This is a genomic window from Treponema primitia ZAS-1, assembly GCF_000297095.1.
GTDB lineage: Bacteria > Spirochaetota > Spirochaetia > Treponematales > Breznakiellaceae > Termitinema > Termitinema primitia_A.
Genome location: NZ_AEEA01000051.1, coordinates 1 through 15658 on the forward strand (window position 1 = coordinate 1; position 15658 = coordinate 15658).

At 52.9% G+C, this 15658-nt stretch carries 13 protein-coding genes and 1 tRNA gene; 8 read left to right on the forward strand and 6 right to left on the reverse strand.

Annotation, left to right across the window (positions count from 1 at the left end; translation table 11 throughout):
* A partial coding sequence (locus tag TPRIMZ1_RS0109150) for a response regulator (protein WP_010258135.1) occupies positions 1 to 868 on the forward strand: 868 nt, incomplete at its 5' end.
* A gap of 22 nt (positions 869 to 890) precedes the next feature.
* Here the strand turns inward: TPRIMZ1_RS0109150 and mglC are convergent.
* From mglC to TPRIMZ1_RS0109165, 3 genes are all read right to left on the reverse strand, one after another.
* On the reverse strand, positions 891 to 1931 hold the full coding sequence (gene mglC, locus TPRIMZ1_RS0109155) for a galactose/methyl galactoside ABC transporter permease MglC (RefSeq protein WP_010258137.1): 1041 nt from the start codon (positions 1929 to 1931) through the stop codon (positions 891 to 893).
* A 13-nt stretch (positions 1932 to 1944) separates the two neighbouring features.
* Positions 1945 to 3459: a sugar ABC transporter ATP-binding protein gene (locus TPRIMZ1_RS0109160; RefSeq protein WP_010258139.1), complete on the reverse strand. Its 1515-nt coding sequence runs from the start codon at positions 3457 to 3459 to the stop codon at positions 1945 to 1947.
* Positions 3460 to 3557: 98 nt separating this feature from the next.
* Positions 3558 to 4565: a galactose ABC transporter substrate-binding protein gene (locus TPRIMZ1_RS0109165; RefSeq protein WP_010258141.1), complete on the reverse strand. Its 1008-nt coding sequence runs from the start codon at positions 4563 to 4565 to the stop codon at positions 3558 to 3560.
* A 250-nt stretch (positions 4566 to 4815) separates the two neighbouring features.
* Here TPRIMZ1_RS0109165 and hydF point away from each other — a divergent pair, with 250 nt between their 5' ends.
* The 5 genes from hydF to hydE all read left to right on the forward strand — a co-directional run bounded on the left by hydF (position 4816) and on the right by hydE (position 10411).
* Positions 4816 to 6045, forward strand: coding sequence for a [FeFe] hydrogenase H-cluster maturation GTPase HydF (hydF, locus tag TPRIMZ1_RS0109170; protein WP_010258143.1), 1230 nt, complete (start codon positions 4816 to 4818; stop codon positions 6043 to 6045).
* Positions 6042 to 7412 carry an aspartate ammonia-lyase gene (locus TPRIMZ1_RS0109175; protein ID WP_010258145.1) on the forward strand — a complete coding sequence of 457 codons (1371 nt, stop codon included), beginning with the start codon at positions 6042 to 6044 and terminating at the stop codon, positions 7410 to 7412. The genes hydF and TPRIMZ1_RS0109175 overlap by 4 nt, the downstream gene beginning before the upstream one ends.
* 247 nt (positions 7413 to 7659) lie before the next feature.
* Entirely contained in the window at positions 7660 to 7926 is a 267-nt protein-coding gene (locus TPRIMZ1_RS0109180) for a TM1266 family iron-only hydrogenase system putative regulator (RefSeq protein ID WP_010258147.1), read from the forward strand.
* Between the two features lie 9 nt (positions 7927 to 7935).
* A complete protein-coding gene (hydG, locus tag TPRIMZ1_RS0109185; RefSeq protein ID WP_010258149.1) occupies positions 7936 to 9375 on the forward strand; it encodes a [FeFe] hydrogenase H-cluster radical SAM maturase HydG in 1440 nt (479 codons plus the stop codon).
* Between the two features lie 22 nt (positions 9376 to 9397).
* Positions 9398 to 10411: a [FeFe] hydrogenase H-cluster radical SAM maturase HydE gene (gene hydE / locus TPRIMZ1_RS0109190; RefSeq protein ID WP_010258151.1), complete on the forward strand. Its 1014-nt coding sequence runs from the start codon at positions 9398 to 9400 to the stop codon at positions 10409 to 10411.
* 28 nt (positions 10412 to 10439) lie between these two features.
* Here the strand turns inward: hydE and TPRIMZ1_RS0109195 are convergent.
* The 3 genes from TPRIMZ1_RS0109195 to TPRIMZ1_RS0109205 form a co-directional block, all read right to left on the reverse strand.
* Positions 10440 to 10513 (reverse strand) — tRNA-Val (locus TPRIMZ1_RS0109195).
* 62 nt (positions 10514 to 10575) lie between these two features.
* Positions 10576 to 11340, reverse strand: coding sequence for a DeoR/GlpR family DNA-binding transcription regulator (locus TPRIMZ1_RS0109200; RefSeq protein WP_010258154.1), 765 nt, complete (start codon positions 11338 to 11340; stop codon positions 10576 to 10578).
* Positions 11337 to 12113: a glycyl-radical enzyme activating protein gene (locus tag TPRIMZ1_RS0109205; protein WP_010258157.1), complete on the reverse strand. Its 777-nt coding sequence runs from the start codon at positions 12111 to 12113 to the stop codon at positions 11337 to 11339. Before TPRIMZ1_RS0109205 ends, TPRIMZ1_RS0109200 begins: the two co-directional genes overlap by 4 nt.
* Before the next feature lie 142 nt (positions 12114 to 12255).
* Between TPRIMZ1_RS0109205 and TPRIMZ1_RS0109215 the strand changes: the two genes are divergently transcribed.
* Together TPRIMZ1_RS0109215 and TPRIMZ1_RS0109220 are read left to right on the forward strand one after the other, a co-directional pair.
* Positions 12256 to 13230: an ROK family protein gene (locus tag TPRIMZ1_RS0109215; RefSeq protein ID WP_010258159.1), complete on the forward strand. Its 975-nt coding sequence runs from the start codon at positions 12256 to 12258 to the stop codon at positions 13228 to 13230.
* A 12-nt stretch (positions 13231 to 13242) separates the two neighbouring features.
* Positions 13243 to 15657 carry a glycyl radical protein gene (locus TPRIMZ1_RS0109220; RefSeq protein WP_010258160.1) on the forward strand — a complete coding sequence of 805 codons (2415 nt, stop codon included), beginning with the start codon at positions 13243 to 13245 and terminating at the stop codon, positions 15655 to 15657.
* Position 15658: the final 1 nt, after the last annotated feature.

Sequence of the window (15658 nt, forward strand, 5' to 3'; positions counted from 1 at the left end):
TCTTGTTTTTCTGGATCACATGATGCCCGGCATGGACGGTCTTGAAGTTGTCGCCAAAATCAGGGCCAGGGGAAAAACCGATGAGTACTACCGGAAGCTGCCCCTTATCATGCTCACCGCAAACGCCCTGACGGGTCAGCAGGAGCTGTTCCTGAAAAACGGGGCGGATGATTTTCTTGCAAAACCTATCGAGACAAAAAAACTCAACGCCATACTGGAAAAATGGATACCCTCGGAAAAACGAATACACTCCCTCGCCGAAGAGGAGGACCGTCGGGAAGGGAAAAGCCCTCCCCTCCCCGACATACCGGGACTTGATCAGATCCGGGGTATGCGAAATTGCGGGGATGATCCGGCGATCTACCGGGATATACTCTCTTCGTTTAGTCATGATGCGGAGGACACCGCCGCGGAGTTGAAGGACACCATGGAGAAAGGGGATCTCGGTCTTTATACCATCCTTATCCACGCACTTAAGGGGACAGCCCGCAGCGTAGGCGCCATTGAGTTTGGGGAAGAGGCTGCGCTGATGGAAGAAGCGGCCCGGCGGGAAGACGCAGAGGCTATAAAGGAAAAAACAACACCCCTACTGGAAAAGCTCAAGTCATTGTTAGACAGCATAAACGCCGCCCTCCTTCATGATACAGAGACGGCGGTCCTTCAAACGGAAACAACTATCCCGGGGCTTGGGGAGCTCAAAAACGCCCTCCTCAAGATGAATATTGGGGAAGTGAATGCCCTGCTCCTCCACTATGCGCTTATGCCCCTGGATAAAAAAGCAAAGGACCACATAACGGAGATAGAACAATGTATCCTGCTGTTTGAATATGACAAGGCGGTTAAATGTATCGACCGGCTTCTAAATTAAGCGCCGCCTTGTTTTTCTCCCGCTATCGTTTTTTCAGATACTTCCGTATATCAATGGCAACCGCAGCAATGATGATGGCGCCCTTTACTATCTGCTGCCAGTAGGGCGACATATTAATAAACGTAAGACCGTAGTTTATCACGCTGAATATCAGCACCCCAATGACGATACCCGGAACAGTACCGATACCCCCCAGGTTGGAAACACCGCCCACAACGCAGGCGGCGATAGCATCCAGCTCGTAGCCGTTACCATAGTTGTTCGTGGCCCCACCGGTACGGGCAGCCTCCAGGGTGCCCCCCAGGCCGAAAAGTATCCCCGCTATCGTGTAAACCAGGATCAGGGTTCGGTTCACGTTGACCCCCGAAACTTTTGCGGCCTCCGCATTGCCGCCGATGGCGTAGATGTTTTTTCCATAGGTAGTTTTATTAAACAAAACATAGGTGATCAGGGTGACCACCACTGCGATGATAACAATATAGGGTATCGAATAGAGTCCGTCAAAGCCTATGTAGCCCGAACCCAGGGTGGAAAAACGCCGGTCCAGACCGCCGATGGGCTGGGCGCCGTAAGGGGGCCGGTCAAAATACAGGGAGTTCACCCCATAGACGGCCACCATGGAACCCAGGGTCGCGATAAAGGCCGGCAGTTTTAGTTTTGCAATAAAGAAGCCATTGAGGAAGCCAAAGATACCACAGGCAGCCATGGCCGCCAGGATAGGAATAAGCAGGGGCAATATGGGCATATCCGGGTACATGCGCCGGGGGTAATCAAGGTTTTGCAGCAATGATGCGGACAGTACCGCGGCGAGCCCTACCTGCCGCCCTGCGGAAAGATCCACTCCGCCGGTTATCAGAATCGCCCCCATGCCCATGGCGATGATGATCCGGGTGGCCGACATGGTTAAGATGTTCCGGAAGTTATTCAGGGACAGAAAGGCCGGTTCCTTTATCGCGATGACCAGTACCAGTACCACGAATACCAGATAGATCGCATACTGGACACCGAAGTCCTGCAGCTGCTTGATTTTGCTCGGACCCTGTACTTGATTTTGTGCCGCCATTGTTTTTCTCCAATTACCTGAATTTTGTTGCCAGACGCATTATTTCTTCCTGAGTCGCATCCTTGCGCTCAAGAAATCCCGTTGCCCGGCCTTCGCACATAACCATGATCCTATCGGAAATACCCAACAGTTCGGGCATTTCCGATGAAATCATAATAATGCTTTTCCCCTGTTTTGCCAGATCCAGAATGATGGTATAGATTTCATATTTTGCACTCACATCGATACCCCGGGTCGGTTCGTCCAGGATAAGGATATCCGGTTCGGTGAGCAGCCACCGGGCGAAGAGGACTTTCTGCTGATTCCCCCCGGAAAGGTCCCGGATAAGCGTTTTACTGTTCGGGGTTTTTACCTTCAGGGTGTTAATATTATCGGCAACATCGGATTCGCCCTGCTTGTCGTTGATCAGCCCCAGGTTTCCCACATAGCTTTTCAGGTTTGCCAGGATCATGTTTTCCTTCACCGAAAGCATGGGAACGATACCCGTAACCCGGCGTTCCTCGGTTAGCAGGGCAAGCTTGCGTCCCTTCGCTTGGGTGGGGTTTTTAATACTTACTTCCTGACCCCGGATAAAAATCTGCCCGCTTTCTATGGCCCGCAGTCCGAACAGGGACTCCACCAACTCGGTCCGCTGTGCGCCCACCAGACCGCCGATGCCGAGGATTTCCCCCTGACGCACACTAAAACTCACATCCTTAAAGGAACGCTCCAGGGCAGAGCTGAGGTTCTTTACTTCCATGATGATTTCCCCGGGAACATTGTCCTTGGGGGGGAAGCGGTTACTCAGATCCCGGCCTACCATGTATTTTATTATTTTGTCCGTGGTAAGTTCGGAGGCAGCATAGGTACCAATATGTTTGCCATCCCGCATGATGCTCACATCATCGGAAATGGTCAGTATTTCTTCTATTTTGTGTGATATATAAATGATGGCGACCCCTTCACTGCGCAGCCGCCGGATAATCGTAAAAAGCTGGGCAACTTCATTCTCCGTGAGGGATGAAGTCGGCTCGTCCATGATGATAACCTTGGAGTGCCAGGATACGGCCTTGGCAATCTCCAGAGACTGCACCTTGGAAACCGATAGTTCCCGGACCCATACCTTGGGATCAATCGCCATGTTGAGGGTCTTAAAGAGATCCACCGTATCCTGGTACATCCGTTTATGGTCCACCAGTTTAATGGGGCCGATTGACTGCTGCGGATACCGTCCCAGCCAGAGATTCTCCATGACGCTGCGGAAGGGTACCGGCAGCAACTCCTGGTGGATCATGGAAATACCGGCGTCCAGGGCTTGGCGGGAATCATCAAAATGTACGGACTTGCCATCCAGGATGATTTCCCCTTCATCGGGTTCATAAATGCCGAACAAACATTTCATTAAGGTAGATTTACCCGCGCCGTTCTCCCCCATGAGGGCATGAACCGAGCCGGGACGGACATTAAAAGAAACCTTATCCAGGGCGTTTACCCCGGGAAAGGATTTTGATAAGTGATTTACCTGAAGCACATAGTTGGTGTTTTCCATCAAACCCCCTCAAAAAACAGGTACCCCGGGAACCTGCCTCTTTCGAAGCTTTCCCAAGGTACCTTTTTAAACTGCGGTAAGGTTCTTACCGGCCATCCTTATTGGAAGCTTTTGTAATTGTCCCGGGTTACCTTTTGATAGGGTACCCACACATATTTCCCGGCCGTAAGGGTCCAACCGGCAGCGCTGACATTGGCGCCCGTGGCAAGGGCATAGGCAATATCAAAGGTGGCTTTCCCCTGGTTCTGGGCATCATTCAGCACGGTACCCAGGAGGGTACCTTCGCTCAGGGCCTGAAGGGCAGGCGCGGTGGCGTCAACTCCGACTACGGGGAGGTACTTCCCACCGGTAAAGAAACCGGCGTTCCGCAGGGATTCAACAACCCCCAGGGCCATGTCGTCGTTGTTACAGAGTACCGCTTCGATCTTATCCCCAAACCGGGCATAGAAGGCGTCCATCTTTTCTACCGCACGGGGCCGATCCCACATGGCGGTATCTTCGGCCAGGAGTTCAACCTTGATTCCCGCAGCGGTGATGGCCTTAACGGAAAATTCGGTGCGCAGCTCCGCATCCTGGTGTCCGGGTTCGCCCTTGAGCATGATATACTGAATAATGCCGTCGCCGTTCTTGTCTGCAGCGGGGTTGGCTTTCCAGTATTCAGCCAGAATTTCGCCCTGCATGGTGCCGGATTCTTCCGCCTTGGCGCCCACATAGTAAACCTGGTCCCATTTTGCCATATCCTCGGCAAAGGGTTCACGGTTAAAGAACACCACCGGAACTTTGCCGGCCTTGGCCTTGTCAATGATGGCCCCCGCCGCAGTCCGGTCCACCGGGTTGATGGCAATGGATTTCACCTTCTTGGAGATGAACTGATCCACCTGATCGTTCTGGGTGGGCTGGGCATTCTGGGAATCTACCGTGGTTACGGCAGCCTTTCCCTGGGCATTGGCTTCGATGGCGTTCCGGGTGTAAGACATAAAGGTATCGTCAAATTTGTAAATGGCGACCCCAATAGACGGCAACCCGCCCGCGTCTTGCTGACCGCCGGCAAACACCGCGGCAGTAACCAGCATCAGAACCAGTCCTGTAGCACATAGCTTTCTCATAAAAATTCCTCCATACATAAAAAATTAACTATAGGGTAACATACATTATCAGAAAAAAAAGGTACTAAAGTACTACTTTTTGGAATATTTTTGACTCATGTTTTACCAAATGGCTTATTTTTATCCTGCCGGGACGCCGCCATATCCATCTATACTATAATAGACAGATGCCCCCCAAGGATCCAAGCCAACAGGGACATTCCAAGGCCCCTGTCTTTTCGCTTTCCCATGAAGGGTTTACACTGTTCCCATGGGATTAAACGACACTCCTTCGGCAAACCGCATTCATATAGGCTTTTTCGGCCGGCGGAACGCGGGAAAATCCAGTCTGGTCAATGCGGTTACAAACCAGGACCTGGTCATCGTCTCGGATATCAGGGGCACCACCACGGACCCGGTTTCCAAGGCCATGGAACTTCTCCCCCTGGGGCCGGTGCTGATCATCGACACCCCGGGGATCGATGACGAGGGCGCCCTGGGGGAACTTCGGGTCCGCCGGGCCAAGCAGGTCTTAAATAAAACCGATGCGGCGATCCTGGTGGTGGACGCCGTTACCGGCAAGACCGAGGCGGACGAGGAACTTATCAGCCTGTTCCGGGCCAAGCAGGTCCCCTTCATCATAGCCTACAATAAAAGTGATCTGCTGGAAAGCCCTCCGGCGGATAATGCAGAAAACACCGGTGGCGAAAACACCATTTATGTGAGCGCCATAACCAAACACAACATAGAAACGCTGAAAGAACGGATCGCTTTCATCGCTAAGACCGATGAGCCGAAACTGCAAATCGTGGGGGACCTGATCCGGCCCGGGGATTTTGTGATCCTGGTGGTCCCCATCGACAAGGCTGCCCCCAAGGGACGCTTGATACTTCCCCAACAGCAGACTATCCGGGATATTCTTGAGGCGGATGCGGCGGCGGTGGTGGTAAAGGAATTCGAGCTTAAGGAAACCCTGGAAAATATCGGGAAAAAACCAAGTCTGGTGATAACCGACAGTCAGGTTTTCGCCAAGGTTTCTGCGGACACCCCTGCTGATATTCCCCTCACTTCATTTTCCATCCTCTTTGCCCGTTACAAGGGCTACCTCGCATCCGCAGTGCGGGGGGTTAGAACCTTGGACCATATTGATGACAGGAGCCGCATCCTCATTGCCGAAGGCTGCACCCACCACCGTCAGTGTGACGATATCGGCACGGTCAAACTTCCCCGGTGGATCAAACAATACACCGGCAAGGAGCCTGAGTTTGCCTTTACTTCCGGGGGCGAGTTTCCCGAGGACCTTTCCCCCTACGATCTGATTATCCACTGCGGGGCCTGTATGCTCAATGAACGGGAAGTGCGGTACCGGGAAGCCAATGCGGCGGATCAGGGGATACCCTTTACCAACTACGGTACGGTGATCGCCCATATCCAGGGCATCCTGAAACGGAGCGTGGCGGTGTTCCCCCACATCCTGGCGGAGCTGGAAGACGAATTATGAGAAAAGAACAGGACGAACTGGGAGAACGGGAACTGCCCGATGAGGCCCTCTACGGTCTTCAGAGCCTCCGGGCGGAGGAAAACTTTTCCCTGGCTTACAGAAAAACTAATCTCAGGCTTATCCGGGCAATGGTAACGATTAAGAAAGCTGCGGCCCTGGCTTACGGGAAGATTGCCGAAAGTGACGGGCAGGATCCGGATGGCGCCAAAAACGGCAGAACGGAAAAAAGCCGGGCCATTGTTGAGGCCTGCGACAGGGTTCTTGCGGGGGAAGCGGAGGATGCGTTTATTGTGGACGCCCTCCAGGGCGGGGCGGGGACGTCCACCAACATGAACGTCAATGAGGTTATCGCCAACCTGGCCCTGAAAATTTTGGGAAAGGCGCCGGGGGCCTACGATATTGTTCACCCCCTTGACGATGTGAACCGGGGGCAGTCCACCAACGATGTGTACCCCACGGCCCTGCGTATTGCCGCGATAGAACTGCTGCGTGACCTGAGCGATGGGTGCGCTAAATTGCAGGAGGCGCTTCAGAAACGGGAAAACGAATTTGCGGATATTAAAAAGCTGGGACGCACGGAGCTTCAGGATGCGGTGCCCATTACCCTGGGGGCCGAGTTCGGTGCCTATGCCCAGGCTATAGGCCGGGATCGGTGGCGGCTTTACAAGATCGAAGAGCGTCTACGGCAGGTGAACCTGGGGGGCGCCGCGGTCGGGCTTTCGGACAAGCTGACCAAACGTTACCGCTTTGAGGTGATAGAAAAACTGCGGGAGCTTAGCGGCATGGGACTGGCGGCGGCGGAATACCCCATGGACCTTACCCAGAACAATGACGTGTTTGTGGAAGTTTCGGGGCTCCTCAAAAGCCTGGGGGTCAACCTTACCAAGATCGCCAACGATCTCAGGCTTTTAAGTTCAGGACCCCACGGCGGTCTGGGGGAAATCCGGCTTGCGCCGATGCAGAAGGGAAGCACCATCATGCCCGGCAAGGTGAACCCGGTGATACCCGAGATGATTATCCAGGTCGGGATAAAGGTTGCGGCCAACGATTTCGCCGTCACCGCTGCAGCCGCCCGAGGGGAGCTGGAACTCAACGCCTTTTCCCCGATCATTGCGGATGCGCTTCTGGAAAGCCTTTCCCTCCTCTGCCGGGCGGTGTTCCTCTTTCGTACCCGGTGCGTAGAAACACTGAGCCCAAACCGGGAACGCTGCGCCGAACTGCTGGCCAGGTCCTATGCCTTTGCGGCCTCCTATGGCGAGAAACTCGGGTATGACCGGGTAAGCGCCATTATCGCAGAAAATGGGGGAGACCCGGAAAAAATACAAAAAGCCCTGGATGCGGAATGTACAAAATATCACCCCAGTTAATAGATACTGAAAATTTCACTTTCATTTTTTTCCGTTCTGTGGTATGCTTTCAATAATCCATATTGGGCGAGATTTTTCTTACCCGGCAGTGGGAAATATTCATTAGACCTTGTTGGCTAAGTCCTGTTGAAAACGACGGTTCTGGCTGCCCGAGGGTAATTATGGAAGGCATATCGCCCTGTCATTACCACCCCCGGGATAATTCCGGGGGTTTTTTTATCCCCAGACACAAGGCAAGGGAGTAACTATGCGGCGAATAGCGGTGATCGGGGCTATTTTGGAAAAACCCCAGGGCAGTCAAAAGGCCTTTAACGACACGGTCTCATCGTTCAAAGGAATCGTTAAGGGGCGAATGGGTATTCCCGTTACGGAGGAAGACCTGGCGGTAATTTCCATCACCCTCCAGGGGGATCTGGACGAGATAAATGCCCTTACGGGAAAATTGGGAAATCTTCCCGGGGTAACCGTAAAGACGGCGGTGTCCAGCGATCTTAAATCCGATACGGGTAACTAGGGGGAATATATGGTTACGGAACGTATGGATACTGCGGCGGCGGGAAAGGCATCGGAATTACAGCCGGAAGTCTTTATCAATCAGGCCTATATTGAGGAGCTTCTGGAAGGGGCAAAACATACCGGGGACGATGTCATCCGGGGTATTTTGGACAAGGCGGAACGGTTTGAGGGGCTTAACCACATTGAAATTGCATCCCTGCTTACCACAAAAAATCCTGCCCATATAGCACGGATATTTTCCATCGCCGGGATGATCAAGCGGCATATCTACGGCAACCGGATCGTGTTATTTGCACCCCTGTACGTGAGCGATTACTGTGTGAACCGCTGCGGCTATTGCAGTTATAACTGCGGCCATGAATTTAACCGGAAGAAACTTACCATGGATGAAGTCCGTGAAGAAGTGAAGATCCTGGAACAGATGGGCCACAAGCGGATAGCCCTGGAAGCGGGGGAACACGATACGGAATGTCCCATCGATTATATCCTGGAATGTATGCACACTATTTATGGAATGAAATTTGAAAATGGCGAAATCCGGCGGATCAACGTTAATATCGCCGCTACCACGGTGGAAAACTACAAAAAGCTCAACGATGTCGGCATCGGTACCTATATCCTCTTTCAGGAAACCTATCATCAGCCTACCTACGATACGGTCCACCACTCGGGGCCAAAGAAAGACTACGCCTACCATCTCACCGCCTTTGACCGGGCTCACCTGGGAGGTATTGATGATGTGGGGGGCGGGGTTCTCTTCGGCCTGGCTGACCCATACTTTGAAGTATTAGGTCTCATGATCCACAACGAACATTTGGAAGAGCAATTCAACGTGGGGTTCCACACCATTTCTGTGCCCCGGATCTGCCCCGCCGCAGGGACGGATACCACGGACTTCCCCAACCTGGTGGATGACGCCACCTTTGAGCGGATCGTGGCCATCATACGCCTGGCGGTTCCCTTTACGGGGATGATCCTCTCTACCCGGGAAAATCACGCCATGCGGGGGAAACTCCTGCAGCTGGGGATCTCCCAGATCAGCGCCGGTTCCAGCACCGAAGTGGGTGGCTATTCCAAACGGGAACACCAGGAGCAGTCCAATCCGCAGTTTTTTGTGAACGATGAACGGACCGCCCTGGAAATTATCACCGAGCTTATGGACGATGGTTACATTCCCAGTTTTTGTACCGCCTGTTACCGCAGCGGCCGGACCGGGGATCGCTTTATGAGCCTTGCCAAGTCCGGGCAGATCAAAAATGTCTGCCTCCCCAATGCCCTGATGACCCTCTCTGAGTTTTCTTCGGATTACGGCGATGAATCCTTTAAAAAGAAGGCCGCCGCCGCCATTGCCCGTGAATTGCCGGGGATCGCCAACGAAAAGATCCGCACGAAAGCGGCGGCGAATTTGGAAAGAATCAGAGCGGGCAAACGGGATTTTTATTTTTGAGGGCCGTTGTTTGGGGATGCGCATGATAGATCTATCCGGCGACGCAGCAATCTTACACTATATCACCACCGACGACCCTGTCGAGGCGGAGGCCCTCTACGCTGCGGCACGGGAAGTGCGTGAGGAACACTACGACCGGGATGTATATTTCCGGGGGCTCATCGAATTCACCAATTATTGCAAGAACGACTGTTACTACTGCGGCATACGGCATAGTAACAGTACTGCTGAACGGTACCGCCTTTCCCTGGAACAGATACTCTACTGCTGCCAAATGGGGGACATGCTGGGCTACCGGAGTTTCGTGCTCCAGGGCGGGGAGGACCCCGCTTTCACCGACGACCGGATCACGGAAATGGTGTCGGCCATACGCCGGGAATACCCGGGACACGCCATAACCCTGTCCATAGGGGAACGGAAGCGGGAAAGTTACGAGCGGTTTTTCCGGGCCGGGGCGAACCGCTACCTGCTCCGCCACGAAACCGCCAATGACGAACACTACCGAAAACTCCACCCTGCGGCCATGAGCCTGGCGGAACGGAAGGACTGCCTCTTTGCCCTGCGGGATATCGGCTACCAGGTGGGCGCGGGGTTTATGGTAGGAACCCCTTATCAGACTCCCGAATGTCTCCTGGAGGATCTCCGCTTCCTTGAAGAACTGGACCCCCACATGGTAGGCATAGGCCCCTTCATCCCCCAGGGCGACACCCCATTCGGCAGCCACCCCGGTGGAAGCCTGGAACAAACCCTAAGGATGCTGGCCCTGACCCGGCTGCTCCTCCCCAAAACGCTGCTTCCCGCCACCACCGCCCTGGGGACCATAAACCCCCGGGGCCGGGAACTGGGCCTTTTAGCCGGGGCCAACGTGGTGATGCCCAACCTTTCCCCAAAGGCTGTCCGCAAACTCTACGCCCTTTACGACAACAAGATCTGCACCGGTGACGAAGCCGCAGAATGCCGGCTTTGTATGGAAGGCAGGATTAGGGATTACGGCTTTGTCCCCGACATGGGCCGGGGAGATTCCCGGGTAGGCTAATTCTTTACAGGGTAAAAACTTACGTCTTTGGGCGCTACATGATTCGAACATGTGACCCCCACGGTGTAAACGTGGTGCTCTAACCAGCTGAGCTAAGCGCCCGATTTGAAAAAACTACCATAAATGAGCTTCCTGGTCAAGATAAACGGGCAGGAGCCCTGGCCTTAAAGAGCAACCTTTAGGAGGGCAATCTTCCGTTCCTCGAACAAACGCTCTTTTTCCACGGGAACCTCTTCATCGGTAATAACCATGCTTATGTTGTTGAAGGGTAGAAGAGGCACTAAACCCCGTTTGGAAAACTTTTCAGACTCCGTAAGGATGATCACCCGCTCCGCCTGTTTTGCCATATCCCGTACTGTTTCGGAACGGAGGTGATCATTTCCGGTAAAGCCCTGGTCCTCAGAAAAGCCATCGGTCCCGATAAAGAGTTTATCCACCGAGAAGCCCTGGGCACAGGCCCGTGCAATGGGCCCCACCATGACCTGGGATTCGTTCTGGTAATCCCCGCCCAGGAGTACAATCTTTGCCTGGGGCAGCCGCCGGATATAGGCGGCGATAAAAGCGGAATTGGTGATGATCCGCACATCCCGCCGCTTGGACGCCAGCTCCTCCGCAAGGATGGCGCAGCAGGAGCCTGATTCAATCATCACCGCCTCGCCGTCCTTTACCAGTTCCAAGGCGGCTCGGGCGATTTTCCGTTTGGTTTCATAGTGGTAACTCAGCCGGTTATTGATATCATCGCCGGAACCGGGACTAACATAGCCCTTTTCATGGCGTATAATTCCCTTTTCTTGCAGCTGATCCAGGTCCTTCCTCAGGGTTACCTTGGAGACCCCCATCATTTCCGCCAGTTTTGCTACCTCAATGCGCTCACTGGCGGCGATGGTATCAAGCATTTTTTTCCAGCGTTCATTTTGCTTTTTGGTCATGCGTCTATTCCCCGGTCAATAAGGACCTGACGATACTCTGTCAAATCTTCCCGGTGCAGCTGGGGTATACCGTGCATAGGATAGGGGATCCCCAGATCCTCATATTTTTTTTCCCCAAACTGATGAAAGGGAAGAAGTTCGACCTTGGATATACCCATGGCAGTAAATAAACGGGCGAAACCCTCGGCATCTTCAAGGCTGTTGTTAAAGCCGGGAATCACCGGAATACGGGGGAGTACGTTCTTCCCCCTATCCAGGGCTGTTTGCAAGTTGGCAAGACAGGCTTCGTTGGAGACCGTAGTACCTTCGATATGGCGCTCCCGGTCGTAATGCTTCACATCAATAAGAAGGAGATCCACATGGTTGATACATTCCTGCCAAACCGCTGCGGGAGCCAGGGCGCTGGTTTCGATAGCCCTATGTATTTTTTCTTCCCCCAGGCGGTCAAGTAAGGCGGTGGCAAAACCGGCCTGCAGGAGCACTTCGCCGCCCGAAAGGGTAACACCGCCCCCCGACTCCTCGTAGAAAGGGCGATCCTGGAGGCAGGTCTCCATGACCTCTTCTACCGTGTAATACCGTATATCGGCGGAAAGCCGGTTAGATGCGGTAACGCCCCCAAGGCCGACGGTCCCAAGACCGGCTTCCTGGGATTCCGGATTGGAACACCAGCGGCAGCGCAGCGGGCAGCCCTTAAAAAAGACCACCGTTCGTATGCCGGGGCCATCGTGGAGGCTGAATTTCTGAATATTAAAGAGCAGCGCTTTAACCGGCATGTTTATACTATATACTTATTCCTTGGCAAATGTCAAGAAATTACCTATTTTTGCTTACCCCTATACTTATTTTAATAACTTTTTTTCTTATTTTAGAAACTTTTTCCTTGACAAGCTTTAAGTTCGGATTTATCATTATTTTATGGATCTACATACCATAGGTATTGATGTTGGCGGAACTAAAGCGGCTTACGGACTTCTTAATGGGCAGAAGGAGATAATCCGGCGCCGTTCCCATCCTTCGGACGATACCGCAAGTCCGGAGGAATTTTTCGATACCATTGTGGCCAACATCAAAGACCTTATGGCTGCAGAGGGTCTGAAAAAAGAAGATATCCGGGGGATTGGTATCGGAATGCCCTCCTTCGTCCTTTTTGAGGAGGGACGGATTATCAAAACCACCAACCTGACGAAAATCCACGACTTCCCCGCCCGTACCTATCTGATGGAAAAGCTTGGGGGGATACGGGTGCTCATCGACAACGATTCCCATACCGGGGCTATTGCGGAACACCGGCAGGGGGCGGGGCGGGGGTTTGAGAATATGATCTACTGCCCCATCAGCACCGGGATTTCTTCGGGGATCATCATAGACGGGAAACTCTTCCGGGGCCGTTACGGCTGGTCCGGGGAAAGCGGCCACATGATCGTTACCCCCGATGACGGAGTGGAATGCGGCTGTGGAAACCGGGGCTGCCTCATGTCATGGAGTTCCGGCTCCATGATCATCAAACATATTGAAAAATGGATTGAACAGGGTGAGCAGTCCATCATGCCCCAACTGGCGGGCGGCGGAAAAATCACCGCGTTCCACCTCGGCAGCGCCTACAACGCAGGGGATGCGCTGGCCCATCGGGCCTACGATCAGATGGTGAAGTACCTGGGTATTTGGATCTATAACCTGTACGTCACCCTGAACATAAATTGTTTTGTCTTCGGAGGCGGCCTCCTTAAACTGAGCCAACAGCTTATGGATGGGGGAAAGAAAACCGCCATCCTCGAAGATATGAAAGAAGTTTTTGACGGGTACAATAAAAACGATATGCCCGTGTATTTCAAAGAGGCGGAGCTGGGGAATGACTTCGGCATTATCGGCGCCGCAGAATTACTATTTTAGAAGGAAGGCATCATGGGTAACTATTTCGGAAATCTGACAAGCAGGATGAGCCGGTTCCGGCTGGAACTGTTGAACGCAAAACCCCAGGTCTGTGTGGAGCGGGCCAAAATAACCACAAACGTCTATCGGGAAAATATGGATCAGCCCCTGGCGATACGGCGGGCGCTGATGCTTAAAAATGTCCTCGAAAAGATGAGCATTTATATAGAAGATGAAACCCTTATTGTGGGGAATCAGGCTGCAAGTAACCGCTCCGCCCCCATATTCCCCGAATACGCCATGGACTGGGTCATTGATGAACTTGATAAATTTGACCAGCGGGACGGGGACCGGTTTTACATAACGGAAGAAAACAAAGAAGCCCTCCGCACCATAGCCCCCTTCTGGGAACATAATACCGTAAAAGACCGGGGGCTTGCCGCCATGCCCGCATCGGCACGGGTTTTTTATGACCTGGGGATTATCAAGGCCGAGGGGAATATCACTTCCGGGGATGCCCACCTGGCGGTGGATTATAAGCGTGTGCTGGCGGAGGGCCTTCTTGAATACAAGCGGCGGTCGGCAGAAAAGCTGAACAGCCTGGATCTCACGGATTATAAAAATCTCCATAAATCGTATTTCTACCGGGGTATAATCATCACCATGGATGCGGTAATTGCCTTTGCCAAGCGCTACGCCGATCTGGCGGCAACAATGGCGGAGACTGAAAAAAACGACGGCCGCCGGAAGGAACTGCTTGAAATAGCCCGCATCCTTGTAAAGGTTCCTGCCCACGGCGCAGAGACTTTCTACGAAGCGGTACAGGCGCTGTGGCTTGTCCATCTGGTACTCCAGATAGAAAGCAACGGCCATTCCCTTTCATACGGAAGGATGGATCAGTATCTCTATCCCTATTATCAAAAAGATATCGATGCCGCTCGTACTACCGAAGAAACCGCCTGCGAACTCCTGACCAACCTATGGATGAAAACCTTTACGATCAACAAAATACGCAGCTGGTCCCATACCCGGTTTTCCGCCGGGAGCCCCCTATACCAAAACGTGACCATAGGCGGACAGATCCTTGAAAATGATTCCCCCCATGATGCGGTAAATCCCCTCTCCTTCCTTATTCTGAAAAGTGTGGCCCGGACCAAATTACCCCAGCCAAATCTGACGGTACGGTATCACCAGAAACTTGACCCGCAGTTTCTTAAGGACTGCATAGAAGTGGTGCGCCTCGGCTTCGGTATGCCCGCCTTTAACAGCGATGAGATCATCATCCCCTCTTTTTTGGAAAAGGGGATCGCCAAACCGGATGCGTACAATTACAGTGCCATCGGCTGTGTAGAAGTCGCCGTACCGGGCAAGTGGGGCTACCGGGTAACCGGTATGAGTTTTCTCAATTTTCCCAAGTCCCTGTTAATTGCTATGAACGACGGCATAGATATTGAAAGCGGCAAAAAAGTGTGCGAAGGCATCGGACATTTTACCTCATGGAAGAACTATGATGATGTAAAAAAAGCATGGGACAAGATTATTCGTGAGTTTACCCGTCAGTGCGTCATCATTGACTCCTGCGCCGATACGGTTCTGGAACGGGATACCGCCGACATATTCTGTTCCGCGCTCTGCGACGACTGTATCGAGCGGGGGCTTAACTTAAAAGAAGGGGGCGCGGTCTACGATTTTATCAGCGACCTCCAGGTAGGCATCGCAAACCTTGCCGACAGTCTTGCGGCGATTAAAAAATGCGTATTCGAGGACAAATCCGTCGGCACAGAAGAACTGTGGGACGCGCTGCAAAACAACTTTGCGGGTAATGAGGGGGAACGTATACGGAAACTCCTCATCGCCGCACCCAAGTACGGTAACGATGATGACTACGTGGATTTGCTCGTGCGTGGAGCCTATGACGTTTATATTGACGAAATGAAAAAATATCATAATACCCGCTACGGACGCGGGCCAATCGGCGGTATTTATTATGCCGGTACTTCGTCCATTTCGGCGAATGTTCCCCAGGGCGCCGGTACAACGGCGACCCCCGACGGACGAAAAGCGGGGGAACCCTTGGCGGAAGGATGTTCACCCAGCCATAGTATGGACCGGCATGGTCCTACGGCGGTCTTTAAGTCTGTGTCCAAGCTGCCTACCTCGGAAATCACCGGCGGTGTTTTGCTCAATCAAAAAGTAACCCCGGCCATGTTGGAAACCGAAGAAAACCGGGAAAAACTCATCTTTCTACTCCATGCTTTTTTTGCCCGGCTCGGCGGTTTCCATGTTCAGTTTAATGTGGTATCCAGGGAGACTCTGCTGGATGCCCAGATCAACCCAGAAAAGCATCGGGATCTCATCGTCCGGGTGGCGGGTTACAGCGCCTTCTTCAACGTCCTTTCCCGTCAGACCCAGGACGATATTATTGAAAGAACAGAGCAGATTATTTAAG

Bases quoted from the DNA above. Each gene is read 5' to 3' on its own strand.
- TPRIMZ1_RS0109175 (WP_010258145.1), top strand. From the start codon at position 6,042: ATGAGAAAAGAACAGGACGAACTGGGAGAACGGGAACTGCCCGATGAG.
- hydE (WP_010258151.1), top strand. From the start codon at position 9,398: ATGATAGATCTATCCGGCGACGCAGCAATCTTACACTATATCACCACC.
- hydG (WP_010258149.1), top strand. From the start codon at position 7,936: ATGGTTACGGAACGTATGGATACTGCGGCGGCGGGAAAGGCATCGGAA.
- hydF (WP_010258143.1), top strand. From the start codon at position 4,816: ATGGGATTAAACGACACTCCTTCGGCAAACCGCATTCATATAGGCTTT.
- TPRIMZ1_RS0109160 (WP_010258139.1), bottom strand. From the start codon at position 3,459: ATGGAAAACACCAACTATGTGCTTCAGGTAAATCACTTATCAAAATCC.
- TPRIMZ1_RS0109205 (WP_010258157.1), bottom strand. From the start codon at position 12,113: ATGCCGGTTAAAGCGCTGCTCTTTAATATTCAGAAATTCAGCCTCCAC.
- TPRIMZ1_RS0109215 (WP_010258159.1), top strand. From the start codon at position 12,256: ATGGATCTACATACCATAGGTATTGATGTTGGCGGAACTAAAGCGGCT.
- TPRIMZ1_RS0109220 (WP_010258160.1), top strand. From the start codon at position 13,243: ATGGGTAACTATTTCGGAAATCTGACAAGCAGGATGAGCCGGTTCCGG.
- mglC (WP_010258137.1), bottom strand. From the start codon at position 1,931: ATGGCGGCACAAAATCAAGTACAGGGTCCGAGCAAAATCAAGCAGCTG.
- TPRIMZ1_RS0109200 (WP_010258154.1), bottom strand. From the start codon at position 11,340: ATGACCAAAAAGCAAAATGAACGCTGGAAAAAAATGCTTGATACCATC.
- TPRIMZ1_RS0109165 (WP_010258141.1), bottom strand. From the start codon at position 4,565: ATGAGAAAGCTATGTGCTACAGGACTGGTTCTGATGCTGGTTACTGCC.
- TPRIMZ1_RS0109180 (WP_010258147.1), top strand. From the start codon at position 7,660: ATGCGGCGAATAGCGGTGATCGGGGCTATTTTGGAAAAACCCCAGGGC.